Origin of the sequence: Bradyrhizobium sp. PRIMUS42, assembly GCF_023006515.1 — a bacterium.
Taxonomy (GTDB): domain Bacteria; phylum Pseudomonadota; class Alphaproteobacteria; order Rhizobiales; family Xanthobacteraceae; genus Bradyrhizobium.
Genome location: NZ_JALBGZ010000099.1, coordinates 1 through 12,992, shown reverse-complemented (window position 1 = coordinate 12,992; position 12,992 = coordinate 1). Strand labels below are relative to the sequence as shown.

Genomic DNA, 12,992 nt, shown 5'->3' with positions numbered 1-12,992 from the left:
CTGCGCGATCTCGCCCGAAGCGCGGCGGAGCAGGGCGGCTTCCAGGACTTTGCGCCCGATGCCTGTCTCGTCAACCGCTACGAGCCCGGCACGCGGCTGTCGCTGCATCAGGACAAGGACGAGCTGGATTACTCGGCGCCGATCGTCTCGGTCTCGCTCGGCCTGCCCGCGACCTTCCTGTTCGGCGGCCTCGCGCGCGCCGACAAGCCCCGCCGTTTCCGGCTGGTGCATGGCGACGTCGTGGTCTGGGGTGGGCCTAGCAGGCTCGCCTATCACGGCGTCGCGCCGCTCGCCGAAGGCGAGGACGCGCTGCTGGGACGGAAGCGGATCAATCTGACGTTTCGAAGGACGCGGTGAGGAGAAGTCATTCCGGGGCGCGCGCAAGCGCGAACCCGGAATCTCGAGGTTCCGGGGTTCGGCTCTGCGAGCCGCCCCGGAACGACATCACGGCTTCGGCGGATGAATGAACGCCCACGGGCTGACTTCCGAGTCCCGTGTCACCTCGACCGAAATCAGATACGGCCCGCTGTGGCTAAGCGCCTTTTCCATCGCCGCCTTGAACTGATCCGGCGCGGTGACACGCGCCGCCGCAACGCCAAAGGACTCCGCGAGCTTGACGAAATCCGGATTGACCAGATCGGACGCCACCACGCGGCCGTCGAACCGTTCGCGCTGGTCACGGCGGACATTGCCGTAGGCGTTGTTGTTGAACACCAGCGTCACCACGCCGATGTTGAATTGCACGGCGGTGGCAAGCTCCTGCACGCCGAACATGAAGCCGCCGTCGCCGGTGATCGCCACCACCGGCTTGTCGGGATTGGCGACCTTGGCCCCAAGCGCGGTCGGGAAGCCCGAGCCGAGCGTGCCCTGATAGCCCGAGGTGATGAAGGTGCGCGGCTCATAGATCGGAAAGCCGTACCAGGAGGCGAAGCCGAATTGCGACAATTCATCGGTGACGATCGCATTCGCCGGCAGCACCTCGCGCAGGATGTTGAGGTAGGCCATCTGCGGCTGAATGCGCTGGATCTCGGCTTGCGCGGTCGCGGTGGCCTCGCGGATCTCTCCCCGGCGGCCACGGCTCTTCGCGTAGCCGGCCTTGTTAACGGCGCTGACGAGATCGGCGGTGCCATCCCTGGCGTCGGCGACGATCGCGACATCGGCGGCGAGGCGGCGCATCTCGACCGGATCGATGTCGATGCGAATGGATTTGAGGCCGCTGGGCTGATAGGGCCAGCGGATGCCGGAGGCCGGCAGTTCGGCGCGGGTGCCGATGGCGATCATCAGGTCCGTCTTCGGCCACAGCTTGTAGGCCGCGGCCATGGTCAGGCCGAGCTCATGCGCGTTGGAGACGATGCCGCGGCCGCTGCGGAAGGCGACGACGGGCGCATCGATCATCTCGGCGAGCTCCAGGATCTCCTCGCGCGCATCGATCGCGCCGCTGCCGACGAAGATCATCGGCGCCTTGCTGGCCTTGATCAGCGCGGCGGCTTGCTTGACGAGATCAGGATCGGGTTGCGGCGCGGGCAGCGGCTCCAGCACCTGGGCAGCAGCGGTGTCGGCGCGCTGGGTGAAGACGTCCCAGGGCATCTCGACCGAGGCGGGGCCGCGCCGGCCCGACATCATCTCCTGGAAGGCGCGCGCGACGACCGTCGGCGCGTTGCCGGGATATTCGATTCTATCGGCCCATTTCACATAGGTGCGCAAGGTCGCGAGCTGGTCCGGCATCTCGTGCAGATGGCCGCGGCCCTTGCCCAGAAACTGAGTCGGCACCTGGCCGGTGACGCACAGCACCGGCTCGTTGCAGCCGAACGCGGTGAGCAGCGCCGCGCTGGCATTGAGCACGCCGGGACCGGGCACCACGCTGAACACGCCGGGCCTGCCGCTGGAGCGCGCATAGCCGAACGCCATGTAGCCGCAGGCCTGCTCGTGCCGTGCCCCAATCACCTTGAGCTGGGCCTGATGGAAGGCGTCGAACAGACCGTAGACCTGCGCACCGGGCAGGCCGAACACGGTATCGACGCCGTGGGCGACCAGGCCGCTTACGATCGCTTCGCCGCCGGTGAGGGTGGTCATTGCATCATTCCACTTCGATGGTTGGTCAGGCTTCGTCGACGACAAAGTTGCGCAGGCGCCCGATGCCCTCGGCCTCGACCTCGACGACGTCGCCAGGCTTCAGGTAACGCGGCGGATCGAACCGGGCGCCGGCGCCGGTCGGCGTGCCCGTGACGATGATATCGCCGGGGACGAGGGTTGCGAAGGTCGAGATATAGTTCAAGAGATAGCGGAACGGGAACGTCAGCCGGCTGGTGCGATCATCCTGCCTGAGCTCGCCGTTGACATGCGTGGTGAGCCTGATGTCCGCGATCTGCGCTTCCGTCGTGTAGGGCACCAGCCACGGGCCAAGGCTGCCGCTGGAATCAAAGTTCTTGCCCTGCGTCACGTTGAACTTGGCGTGGCGCAGCCAGTCGCGCACCGAGCCTTCGTTGCAAAGGGTCAATGCCGCGATGTGATCGAGCGCAGCGCTCTCGGGGATATGCCGGCCTTGCTTGCCGATCACCAGCACGATCTCGCCTTCATAGTCGAGCTGCGCGGAGGCGCGCGGGCGCACCAGCGGCGTGTCGTGGCCGACGAAGGAGCGAGGCGAGCGCATGAACATGCTCGGATATTTCGGCGCGTCCTGGCCATCCCGGTATTCGGCATTGCGGTCAGGATAGTTGACGCCGATGCAGATGATCTTCTCCGGCGCTGGCACCGGCGGCAGCCAGGTGATCTCGCTGAGCGCGTGGTCCGGCGTGCGGCCGGCGGCTTCTTCGGCAAAGCTTGCGAGCTTTCCGGCCGCGATCACTTCCCGCAGCGTCGGATAGTCCTTGGCATAGCGCTTGGAGAGATCGACGATGCCGCCCTCCAGGACGGCGCCGTAGCTGACATCACCATTTGCGGAATACGTGGCGAGGCGAGGGAGTCTCATCGCTTAGTCCGCCACCAGCACGTCAGCCACAAACTTCGGCTCACGCACGGCTTGACCGCTAAATGGCGAGCCCTGCTCGAACCATGAGCGCGGGGCAGGCGCGCCCCACAGCGTCTGGCGGCGCGGATCGCGCAACGACCAGCGCAGCGGCTCGTGGTCGTGATCCCCGGTGAAGTAGTCACTGGTGTAGAGCTCGAGCCGGTGTCCGTCGGGATCGCGGACATAGAGGAAGAACGCATTCGAGATGCCGTGGCGTCCGGGGCCGCGCTCGATGTTCTTGACGAAGCCCTGGGAGGCCATGACGTCGCAGAGATGGATGATGTTCATCGCCGTCGGCGTCCAATAGGCGAAATGATGCAGGCGAGGGCCCTTGCCATTGGTGATCGCAAAATCGTGGACGTTGCCCTTGCGATGCATCCAGGCGGCGGCGATGCGCCCGTTCGGTCCGTCCTCTTCGGCGTATTCAGTGAGGCGGAAGCCGAGCCGTGCGTAGAACTCGACGGTGTCCTGCACCTCGGCGGCGAAGACGTTGAAATGATCGAGCCGCTGCGGATGGCAGCCCCGATAGAGGTCGTAACGACGCAAGAGATGCGGCCGCCGGTCCATCGATGCATAGAGCTCGATCTGGAAGCCGAAGGGGTCGGTGAATTGCAGGGTGCGGCCCTGGAAGGGCTGATCGACGAAGGCGTAGCTAAGACCGTTCTCGGACAGGAACGCGGCGGCCTTGTCGAGATCTCCGTCGTTGCCGACCTTGAAGCCGAGCCTGTTACAAGCGGGCACCGCGGCCTTCCGCAGCACCAGCGAGTGATGCTGGTGCTCCTCGGCGGCACGCAAGTACACGACCTTCTCGTCGGCATCCTCGACATGGAGGCCGACAATGGTCTCGTAGAACTCGCGGCTCAGCTTCAAATCGGTCACGTCGAGCACGACATGGCTGGAGCGAATGATGTTGAACGGCGGCTCGAAGATGTGTTGCGGTACGGGCATTGGCGTTTCCCCTCGGCTCGGTCGTCATTCCAGGGCGGCTCGCAGAGCCGAACCTGGAATCTCGAGGTTCCGGATTCGCTTCGCGCTCCGGAACGACGAGGCGTTAAATTCCCAGCTTCTGAATCTTGTGCGTGCCCCGCGCCAGCGAGACGTGCTTGGTTTCCATGTAGAAGTCGAATGAGTAGTCGCCGCCGTCGCGGCCGATGCCGCTCGCTTTCATGCCGCCGAACGGCGTCGGCAGATGGCGGACGTTTTCCGAGTTCAGCCAGATCATGCCGGCCTCCAGCGCATCGGCGACCCGCAGCGCGCGGCCGACGTCGTTGGTCCAGACATAGCCGGTCAGGCCATAGCGGATGTCGTTGGCGATCTCGATCGCATCGGCCTCGTCCCTGAACGGCAGCACCGTGAGGAAGGGGCCGAACACCTCCTCCTGGGCAATCCGCATCTTGCCGTGCGCGCCGGTGACCAGCGTCGGCTCGACATAATGTCCGCCGCCCGGTCCGTCATGGACCTTGCCGCCGACCGCGATCGTCGCGCCGTCCTGGCGCGCGACGTCGAAATAGGAGCAGACCTTCGCCAGATGCCGCTCGTGGATCAGCGGCCCGATCTCGGTCGCGGGATCGAGGGGATGGCCGACCTTCAGCGCCTTCACGCGCGCGATCAGCTTCTCCGTGAACTTCTCGGCAATGCTGGCCTGAACCAAGAGGCGGCTCGACGACGTGCAGCGTTCGCCGTTGAGCGAGTAGATCATGAACACGACGGCATCGAGCGCACGGTCCAGATCGGCATCGTCGAACACGATCACCGGGTTCTTGCCGCCGAGCTCGAAATGCACGCGCTTCAGGGTCGGCGCGCCCTGCACCATGATCGCCGATCCCGTTGCGCTCTCGCCGACGAAGCCGATCGCCTTGATGGCGGGATGCTCGGTCAGCGCCTTGCCGGCTTCCTCGCCCAAGCCGTGGACGGTGTTGAGCACGCCGTCGGGAATGCCGGCCTGCTTGGCCAGCTTCGACAGCATGTCAGCCGTGACTGGCGACCATTCGGCCGGCTTGTGCACGACGGTGCAGCCGGCGGCGAGAGCGGGGGCGATCTTCCAGGTCGAGAGCATGAACGGCGTGTTCCACGGCGTGATCACGCCGACGGGGCCGATCGGCACGCGGGTCGAGATGTTCCAGTGCTCGTCACTCGGCGTGTTGAGGCCGTCTCTAGCCTCCGCGCATTTGTCGGCGAAGAAGCGGAAATTCTCGGCGGCGCGGATCGCGGCCTTGGCCATGAAGCGATAGGCCTGCCCGGTGTCGATGCATTCGAGCACCGCGATGTCCTCGGCATTGTCCTCGATGGCGTCGGCCACGCGATGCAGCAGTTTCTTCCGCATCGCCGGGCCCATGTCGCGCCAGGATTTGAAGGCGAGCGCAGCGGCCGTGGCGGCGCGGTCGATGTCCTCGGCGGTGCCGCGCGCGCCGCTCGCGCGCGTCGCGCCAACGACCGGCGACTTCGTCTCGAACGTCTCGCCGGAGGTCGAGGGAACGGTCTTGCCGTCGATCATGTGGCCGATGCCGTCGGCACGCAGCTTCTTCAAGAGCGGCGCGACGCGGTCGCGGTTGGCCTGGAACACATCGGCTTTCGGGGTGGGCTTATCCATGGGCGGCTTCCGCTTTCAGGGCGTCGTGGATGTTGTTGCGCTTCCAGCTGGTGTCCTTGTCGTTGATCTGCATGTCGAACGACAAGGCGAACTTGCTGGCGGCGAAGACGGGATCGAGATATCGGGAAAGCGCCTGGAAGACGTGTTCGCCGGCCTTCTGGCGCGTCTTGAGGTCGCGGCCCTCGCCGATGCGCAGCACCATGTCGAGAAAGCCGTAGTCCTGCCGTGCGTCCGCAATCGCATAATGCTCGCAGCGGATGGCGCGAACGCGTATGCCGCCGAGCGGGAAGATGCCGGTCTCGACCGCTGCCTTGCGCACGACTTCGCACACCAGCTTCATGTCGAGCTGGCTATCGAGATTGGCCGAATATTCGATCGTGAAATGCGGCATCGCGGTTTCACTCCCTGTCGTCTTATTGCTTTACGCGAAGTAGCAACTGACCGAGCCGTAGGCGCCATAGTCGGCCTGAATTGTGTCGCCCTTGCGGGTCTCGATCGGGCGGATGAAGGAGCCCGCAAGCACGACCTGCCCCGGCTCGAGCGCAAGGCCGAGCGGCGCGATCTTGTTGGCGAGCCAGGCGACGGCGGTCGCAGGATGATTGAGCACGCCGGCGGCGAGCCCCGTCTCTTCCAATTGGCCGTTCTTGAAGCAGAGCGCGCCGATCCAGCGCAGGTCTGCATCCAGCGGGCGGATCGGCCGTCCCCCGAGCACGATGCCGGCATTGGCCGCATTGTCGGCGATGGTGTCGAAAATCTTGCGCGTTGCTTTGGTCACGGGATCGACGCGCTCGATCCGCGTATCCAAAATCTCCAGCGCCGGCACGACGAATTCGGTGGCGTTGAGCACGTCGAACAGCGTGCAATTGGGCCCCGACAGCCGCTTGCTCATGACGAAGGCGAGCTCGGCTTCGACGCGCGTCGCAATGAAGCGCTCGGTCGGAATGATCCCGCCATCGGCGAAGAACATGTCGTCGAGCAGCACGCCGGAATCCGGCTCATCGATATCAAGTGCGCTCTGCATCGCCTTCGAGGTCAGGCCGATCTTGTGGCCTTTGACGATGCGCCCCTCCGCGATCTTGACGTCGACCCAGGCCTTCTGAATCGCGTAGGCATCGCCGATGGTGATCTCAGGGAAGTCCTGCGAGAGCTGGCGGATCTGCGTGCGGGTCTTCTCCGCCTGGTGCAGACGCTTCGCGCAAGCTTGGATATCGTCGTTGGAAAGCGCCATTCGTGATCTTACAAATTGGGGTGGCAGGAGATGCTTAACATGTTAAGTGAATGCGTCAAACACAATTTCGGCTTGCTGCACTGCAAACGTATTGCGGTTTGAAAGGGCATCATGGTGAAGAGACCGGCTGATCCAGCGAACGGAAGCGCGCCCGCCGCGCGCCAGGTGCCGATGCGCGATTTCTCGCGCTCGCTACCGATGTCGCTGCTGCGGGCCCGCGAAGCGGTGATGCGGCAGTTCCGTCCCTCGCTGCGCGAGCACGGCTTGACCGAGCAGCAATGGCGTATCCTGCGCGCGCTGGCGGCGATCGAAGCGGTCGAGGTCACGGAACTGGCGCGCACCGCCTTCCTGCTCGGACCGAGCCTGTCACGCATCCTGCGCGATCTCGAGGCGCGCAAGCTGATCGAGCGCAAGACCGCCAAGACGGATCAGCGCCGCAGCATGGTCTCGATCTCGAAAGAGGGGGTGAAGCTGATGGCCTCGGTGGCGCCGAATTCGGAGGCGATCTATGCCGAGATCACGCGACGCTTTGGCGCACGCAAACTCGCCGAATTGCAGGACATGCTAGGTGCGCTCGAACAGAGTCTTGCAGAGCTCGGCGGCGCCGAGGAGGCAAGTGCCGAGGAGTGAGAGCTGATATGCGCGTCCGGGTGCCGCGAGCCATGGACATAAACGGGGTTTTTCGCCCAAACTGCTGCCACGTTGGTGGTCGATCAGGTGCTGATTCCCGGCGATCCCGAGCGGAAAACCCGCGCTGAGCGCGCCCAGAACGGCATCCCCTTGCCGGATGACACCTGGGCGGCGATAGTGAACACGGCCCGCGAGGTCGGCGTCAGCGAGATCAGCATCCAGAGGGCGACCGCATAGGTCTTGCGCCATTGCGAGCGTAGCGCGGCGGCCCGGTTCGCGGTAACAGCGGGATTGTGCTGTCGCGGCGCTCGTCATGGTGACGATGGTCCAAATAACACGGTCCAAACAACAAAGAAGGAAGGCAACGTGGCGAACAAGGTCAAGGAAATCTGGAAGTCGGGCAAGGCCGTGGTCAACGCGTGGCTCGCAATTCCCTCCGGCTTCTCGGCCGAGATGATCGCGCAATGCGGCTTCGACAGCGTCACCGTCGACATGCAGCATGGCGTGCAGGACTATCTGTCGATGGTGCAGTGCTTCCAGGCCATGGACAAGCATCCGGTCACCCCGATGGTCCGCGTGCCCTGGAACGAGCCCGGCATCATCGGCAAGGTGCTCGACGGCGGCGCCTATGGCGTCATTTGCCCGATGGTCAACACGGCGCAGGAGGCCAGGAACCTGGTCTCCTATTCCAAATATCCGCCGCAGGGCGTGCGCTCCAACGGTCCGATCCGCGCCGGCATGTACGGCACCGCGGGCTCCTATCAGAAGACCGCGAATGCCGACACCATCCTGCTGCCGATGATGGAGACCAAGACCGCGGTCGAGAACATGGAAGCGATCCTGGACGTCGAGGGCATCGACGGCGTCTATATCGGCCCGTCCGACCTCGGCTTCTCCTACGGCCTCGAACCCAAGCTCGACCGCAGCGAGCCCGAGATCCTCGCGATCTACGAGAAGATCATCAAGGAATGCGGCAAGCGCGGCCTCAACCCCGGCATCCATTGCAGCGGCGCCGAAGGCGCAACGCGTGCCATCAACATGGGCTTCAAGCTGGTGACGCTCTCGAACGAGGTCGGCCTGATGACCACTTACGCCAAGATGCAGGTCAATGCGACCCGCAAGGATTCGGGCGGGAAGGCCTAAGCTCTCGCGAACGGCGAATGGGGAGTAGCGAATAGTGCTGCTCCCCTTTTTCCATTCGCCACTCACCACTCGCTATTCGCCTCCGAAGGAGATTCGCCATGACCATCAGCCCCGTCATCCGCCTGCATCCCGATGATGGCGTGCTGATCGCGCGCGCCAGCCTGCCGCCGGGGACGGTGGTCGCCGACGGCGTGACCACGCTCGAGCGCATTCCCTCCGGCCACAAGGTCGCGATCAAGCCGATCGCGGTGGGCGAGCCGGTCAAGCGCTACGGCCAGATCATCGGCTTTGCCACGGTGCCGATCGCGCCGGGCCAGCATGTGCACGTGCAGAATTGCGGCATGGGCGATTTCGCCAAGGACTACGCCTATTGCGCCGACGTCAAGCCGACGCCGAACTTCGACCTGCCGGCGACCTTCGAGGGCATCCGCCGCCCGGACGGCCGCGTCGCGACGCGCAACTATATCGGCATCCTCACCTCGGTGAATTGCAGCGCGCATGTCGCGAGCCTCGTCGCCGACGTCTTCAAGAAGAATCCATTCACCGGCGATAATCCGCTGGCCGACTTTCCCAATGTCGACGGCGTGGTCGCGCTGACCCACAAGACCGGCTGCGGCATGACGCAGAACGAGCCGCTGGCGCTGCTCCGCCGCACGCTCGGCGGCTACGCCCGCCACGTCAATTTCTCCCACGTCATCGTGCTTGGCCTCGGCTGTGAGGTGAACCAGATCGGCGGCCTGATGGAAGAGCAGAAGCTCGCCGGCCGCCTGCGCGCGATGGACATCCAGGAGGTCGGCGGCACCCGCAAGACGGTGGAAGCCGGTATCGCCTTCGTGCGCGAGGCGCTCGCCGACGCCAACAAGGTCACGCGCGAGTCCGTGCCCGTGAGCGAACTCACTGTCGCTCTGCAATGCGGCGGCTCGGACGGTTATTCCGGCGTATCAGCCAATCCCGCGCTTGGTGCTGCCAGCGATCTCATCGTGCGCCACGGCGGCACCGTGATCCTGTCGGAGACGCCGGAGACCTACGGCGCCGAACATCTGCTGACGCGCCGTGCCGTCAGCCGCGAGGTCGGCGAGAAGCTGGTCGATCTCATGCGCTGGTGGGACGAGTACACGACGCGCGAAGGCGCCGAGATGAATGCCAATCCGAGCCCCGGCAACAAGGCCGGCGGTCTCACCACCATTCTGGAGAAGTCGCTCGGCGCGATGGCGAAGGCCGGCACCACCAACCTCGTCGAGGTGCTGCGCTACGCCGAGCCCATCACCAAGAAGGGTTTTGTCTTCATGGACACGCCCGGCTACGACCCGGTCGCAGCAACCGGGCAGGTGGCGGGCGGCGCCAATCTCGTCTGCTTCACCACGGGCCGCGGCAGCGTGTTCGGCTGCAAGCCGGCGCCCTCGATCAAGCTCGCCACCAACACGCCCATGTACAAGCGCATGGAAGAGGACATGGACGTCAATTGCGGCACCATCCTCGAAGGCGAGGAAAGCGTCGAGCAATGCGGCCAGCGCATCTTCGAACTCATCCTCAAGACCGCCTCGGGTCAGCCGACCAAGAGCGAGAGCTTCGATTTCGGCGGCGCCGAGTTCGCGCCATGGGTGCTGGGCGCGACGATGTAGTCGCAGCGCGGACGCAATCGCGACGCAGTCGCAACTGAATCGTCTGAAGCAATGCGCCCGAGCGATAAGTGCAACGCGCGTAGTTGCGTGACATGCAGTGATCGTTCGCTAAGTAATGATACGGAGGCGCGCATCTCGTCCAGAGGTTCCCGGACTTACACCTGATTAACACTGTTGCCGTAGACAGGTGTGATGCGGCTCCACAGCGTGGTGGTGCCGGCCTTTGTCTAGGGATCAAAACGATGCAAGCGATACGTCCTACTGGGGTGGAAAATCTCCTCGGTGAGGAGGAGCTCATCGTATCGAAGACCGATCTCAAAGGCCGCATCACCTACGCCAACGACGTCTTTCTCCGCATGGCGAAATACCCCTGGAAGGAGCTGATGGGCGCGCCCCACAGCCTGATCCGCCATCCGGATATGCCACGCTGCGTCTTCAAGCTGCTGTGGGATACGCTCCAGGCCAAGCAGGAAATCTTCGCCTACGTCGTCAATCTTGCCGGGGATGGCAGCCACTATTGGGTGTTCGCCCATGTCACCCCGACGCTGGACGATCGCGGCAACATCATCGGCTATCATTCCAATCGACGCAGGCCCGATCCGGCGCCGGTCGAGCGCATCAAGCCGATCTATAAAGCGCTCTGCGCGGAAGAGGCGCGCCACGCCAATGCCAGGGACGGCATGCGTGCGAGCTTCGACGTGATGGTCGCTCTGCTCAAGCAAAACGGTGTTGCTTACGATGAATTTGTGCTCTCTCTCTAAGGCGCAGGGAGCGACCGCGCTCGCGTGTCTTCTCGTCACTATCGCGTTCGTCGCCTCGCTCCTCGGCTGGAGCGGAATCATCAGTGGAGCGCCGCTCGGCGCTGCGATCCTGCTGCTCGGCTGCGGCCTCTGGTGCCAGCATCGCGCGGCGGTGGCCGTCGATGAAGTGGCCGATGTGTGCCGCAAGGCGGCGCGCGGCGATCTCGAAGCGCGTATTCTGAGCGAGCGGCAGGCGGGGCGAATCGGCGCCGTCCAGAAGTCGGTCAACGACATGCTCGACATCACTGATGCCTTCGTCCGCGAGGCTTCGGCATCGATGGACTATGCCAGCCGCGGCAAGTATTTCCGCAAGATCCTCGCGCGCGGATTGCCCGGCTCGTTCCGCCGCTCGGCCAGCGTGATCAATGCCGGCACCGACAGTCTCGGCCGTCGCGTGGTCGAGATCGCCGGCCTGGCAAACCAGTTCGGCACGCATCTCGACGAAGTCGCAGGCAGCCTCATGAGCGCCGCGACTGATCTGGAATCCGACGCCGGCCAGATGGCGGCTGCGGCGGAGATCACGAACCGCCAGACGTCCGGCATGCGCAGCGCGTCCGATCAGGCCTCGGGCAATGTTGCGACGGTGGCGAGCGCCGCGGAGCAGCTCGCATCCTCGATCGCGGAGATCAGCCGCCAGGTGGCGGGATCGACCAACAGCACCAGTCGCGCCGTCAATGAGGCCAATCGCGCCGGCAGCGAGATCCGCGTCCTTGCGGAGGCCGCGCTGCGGATCGGCGACGTCGTCAAGCTGATCAGCGAGATCGCCGAGCAGACCAACCTGCTGGCGCTCAACGCCACGATCGAGGCGGCGCGGGCAGGCGAGGCCGGCCGCGGCTTCGCGGTAGTGGCTTCCGAGGTCAAGAGCCTCGCCAACCAGACCGCGAAGGCCACTGAAGAGATCAGCGCGAAGGTCGGCGAGATGCAGCAATCGACGACCAACTCGGTCGCGGCCGTCGAGGCGATCGCGCAGACCATCGGGGAGATCAACGGGATCACCGCCGCGATTGCGGCCTCCATCGAGCAGCAGGGATCCGCGACCCGCGAGATCGCCCGCAACGTCCAGGAAGCCTCGGCCGGCACCTCGCAGGTCTCCTCCAACGTGTCAGGCATCAGCGAAGCCGCCGCCGACACCGGCCGCGTGGCCAGCCGCGTCAACAGCGCCTCCGAACGCGTCCACGGCGAAGTCGAGACACTGAGGCGCGAAGTGACGCAGTTTTTGCAGCGGCTGACGTCTGCGGCGTAGGGCGCGATAGCGGCGAGATGGGGCGGGCTCTATCCGCTTGCTCGGAATCGTAGGGTGGGCAAAGGCGCACTTGCGCCGTGCCCACCATCTTCCCGATTAAAAGCGCAGGTGGTGGGCACGCTTCGCTTTGCCCACCCTTGTATTAGGGCGATCGATTATATTGAGCCGTTCCGTGAGGAATGGCCCAGCCCGTGTGGCCGCCCGAGCTGGGTCGCCGTTCGATCGGATCGGAGCCCACCGAAGCCTTGAGGGCTGTCAGACGTAGCAAGATCGCGATCGGCACTTCATCGGGACCCGAATGGTTGAACGAACTTTAGGTTCGCATAACAAGGGAGGGATCGACGAAGATGGCCAAGCATACCACGATCTGTGCCGGGATCGATACCGGCAAGCGGAAGCTCGATGTGGCGATCGATGGCAGCAGCAAGCAGTTGCAGGTGGAGAACACGGCAGAAGGCCATGAGGCTTTGCTGACGTGGCTGCGACAGCATCGCGTCAAGCGCATCGGCATCGAGGCGAGCGGCGGTTACGAACAGCCTGTCGTCGCCGAACTGCGACGCAAGGGGTTTGTGGTTGTGGTGTTTCAGCCGGCTCAGGTCCGAGCCTATGCCAAATTCCATTTACAGCGGGCCAAGAACGACAAGATCGATGCCGCTATCATCGCCGCCTGCACCGCAGCGGTGCGGAAGATCCATGCCGCTCCCGATCCTCGGTTGCTGCCGTTCGCCG

13 protein-coding genes and 1 pseudogene are annotated in these 12,992 nt (G+C 64.6%); 8 read left to right on the top strand and 6 right to left on the bottom strand.

Annotation, left to right across the window (positions count from 1 at the left end):
• The coding region (locus MOV75_RS11085) for an alpha-ketoglutarate-dependent dioxygenase AlkB (protein WP_247005675.1) at positions 1–357 on the top strand (357 nt) is incomplete at its 5' end.
• Between the two features lie 87 nt (positions 358–444).
• Here the strand turns inward: MOV75_RS11085 and MOV75_RS11080 are convergent.
• The 6 genes from MOV75_RS11080 to hpaH all read right to left on the bottom strand — a co-directional run bounded on the left by MOV75_RS11080 (position 445) and on the right by hpaH (position 6,825).
• Positions 445–2,073 (bottom strand): thiamine pyrophosphate-dependent enzyme, encoded by a 1,629-nt coding sequence (locus MOV75_RS11080; protein WP_247005669.1) that lies wholly within the window; start codon positions 2,071–2,073, stop codon positions 445–447.
• A 25-nt stretch (positions 2,074–2,098) separates the two neighbouring features.
• The gene (locus MOV75_RS11075; RefSeq protein WP_246927345.1) at positions 2,099–2,968 is read right to left on the bottom strand and encodes a fumarylacetoacetate hydrolase family protein; all 870 of its coding nucleotides are present in this window, start codon (positions 2,966–2,968) and stop codon (positions 2,099–2,101) included.
• Positions 2,969–2,971: 3 nt separating this feature from the next.
• Positions 2,972–3,955, bottom strand: a complete 984-nt coding sequence (gene hpaD / locus MOV75_RS11070) for a 3,4-dihydroxyphenylacetate 2,3-dioxygenase (RefSeq protein WP_246927348.1) — start codon at positions 3,953–3,955, stop codon at positions 2,972–2,974.
• 103 nt (positions 3,956–4,058) lie between these two features.
• The gene (gene hpaE, locus MOV75_RS11065) at positions 4,059–5,597 is read right to left on the bottom strand and encodes a 5-carboxymethyl-2-hydroxymuconate semialdehyde dehydrogenase (protein WP_247005668.1); all 1,539 of its coding nucleotides are present in this window, start codon (positions 5,595–5,597) and stop codon (positions 4,059–4,061) included.
• Positions 5,590–5,988 carry a 5-carboxymethyl-2-hydroxymuconate Delta-isomerase gene (locus MOV75_RS11060; RefSeq protein WP_246929540.1) on the bottom strand — a complete coding sequence of 133 codons (399 nt, stop codon included), beginning with the start codon at positions 5,986–5,988 and terminating at the stop codon, positions 5,590–5,592. Before MOV75_RS11060 ends, hpaE begins: the two co-directional genes overlap by 8 nt.
• 30 nt (positions 5,989–6,018) lie before the next feature.
• On the bottom strand, positions 6,019–6,825 hold the full coding sequence (hpaH, locus tag MOV75_RS11055; protein ID WP_246929542.1) for a 2-oxo-hept-4-ene-1,7-dioate hydratase: 807 nt from the start codon (positions 6,823–6,825) through the stop codon (positions 6,019–6,021).
• 111 nt (positions 6,826–6,936) lie between these two features.
• Between hpaH and hpaR the strand changes: the two genes are divergently transcribed.
• The 7 genes and pseudogenes from hpaR to MOV75_RS11020 all read left to right on the top strand — a co-directional run.
• Entirely contained in the window at positions 6,937–7,455 is a 519-nt protein-coding gene (gene hpaR / locus MOV75_RS11050) for a homoprotocatechuate degradation operon regulator HpaR (RefSeq protein WP_246929545.1), read from the top strand.
• Between the two features lie 78 nt (positions 7,456–7,533).
• A pseudogene (locus MOV75_RS11045) lies at positions 7,534–7,692 on the top strand (malate dehydrogenase); the annotation flags it as partial.
• A gap of 129 nt (positions 7,693–7,821) precedes the next feature.
• The gene (locus tag MOV75_RS11040) at positions 7,822–8,598 is read left to right on the top strand and encodes an aldolase/citrate lyase family protein (RefSeq protein WP_246929548.1); all 777 of its coding nucleotides are present in this window, start codon (positions 7,822–7,824) and stop codon (positions 8,596–8,598) included.
• A 98-nt stretch (positions 8,599–8,696) separates the two neighbouring features.
• A complete protein-coding gene (locus tag MOV75_RS11035; RefSeq protein WP_246929549.1) occupies positions 8,697–10,220 on the top strand; it encodes a UxaA family hydrolase in 1,524 nt (507 codons plus the stop codon).
• Between the two features lie 242 nt (positions 10,221–10,462).
• A complete protein-coding gene (locus MOV75_RS11030) occupies positions 10,463–10,981 on the top strand; it encodes a PAS domain-containing protein (RefSeq protein WP_246929551.1) in 519 nt (172 codons plus the stop codon).
• Positions 10,959–12,263 (top strand): methyl-accepting chemotaxis protein, encoded by a 1,305-nt coding sequence (locus MOV75_RS11025; protein ID WP_246929553.1) that lies wholly within the window; start codon positions 10,959–10,961, stop codon positions 12,261–12,263. Before MOV75_RS11030 ends, MOV75_RS11025 begins: the two co-directional genes overlap by 23 nt.
• 347 nt (positions 12,264–12,610) lie before the next feature.
• Positions 12,611–12,992: IS110 family transposase (locus MOV75_RS11020; RefSeq protein ID WP_247005667.1), on the top strand; the 382-nt coding region annotated here is incomplete at its 3' end.

What these genes read in the sequence shown, in the direction of transcription:
- MOV75_RS11080 (WP_247005669.1), bottom strand. Translation starts at nt 2,073, where the DNA reads ATGACCACCCTCACCGGCGGCGAAGCGATCGTAAGCGGCCTGGTCGCC.
- MOV75_RS11075 (WP_246927345.1), bottom strand. Translation starts at nt 2,968, where the DNA reads ATGAGACTCCCTCGCCTCGCCACGTATTCCGCAAATGGTGATGTCAGC.
- hpaD (WP_246927348.1), bottom strand. Translation starts at nt 3,955, where the DNA reads ATGCCCGTACCGCAACACATCTTCGAGCCGCCGTTCAACATCATTCGC.
- hpaE (WP_247005668.1), bottom strand. Translation starts at nt 5,597, where the DNA reads ATGGATAAGCCCACCCCGAAAGCCGATGTGTTCCAGGCCAACCGCGAC.
- MOV75_RS11060 (WP_246929540.1), bottom strand. Translation starts at nt 5,988, where the DNA reads ATGCCGCATTTCACGATCGAATATTCGGCCAATCTCGATAGCCAGCTC.
- hpaH (WP_246929542.1), bottom strand. Translation starts at nt 6,825, where the DNA reads ATGGCGCTTTCCAACGACGATATCCAAGCTTGCGCGAAGCGTCTGCAC.
- hpaR (WP_246929545.1), top strand. Translation starts at nt 6,937, where the DNA reads ATGGTGAAGAGACCGGCTGATCCAGCGAACGGAAGCGCGCCCGCCGCG.
- MOV75_RS11035 (WP_246929549.1), top strand. Translation starts at nt 8,697, where the DNA reads ATGACCATCAGCCCCGTCATCCGCCTGCATCCCGATGATGGCGTGCTG.
- MOV75_RS11030 (WP_246929551.1), top strand. Translation starts at nt 10,463, where the DNA reads ATGCAAGCGATACGTCCTACTGGGGTGGAAAATCTCCTCGGTGAGGAG.
- MOV75_RS11025 (WP_246929553.1), top strand. Translation starts at nt 10,959, where the DNA reads ATGAATTTGTGCTCTCTCTCTAAGGCGCAGGGAGCGACCGCGCTCGCG.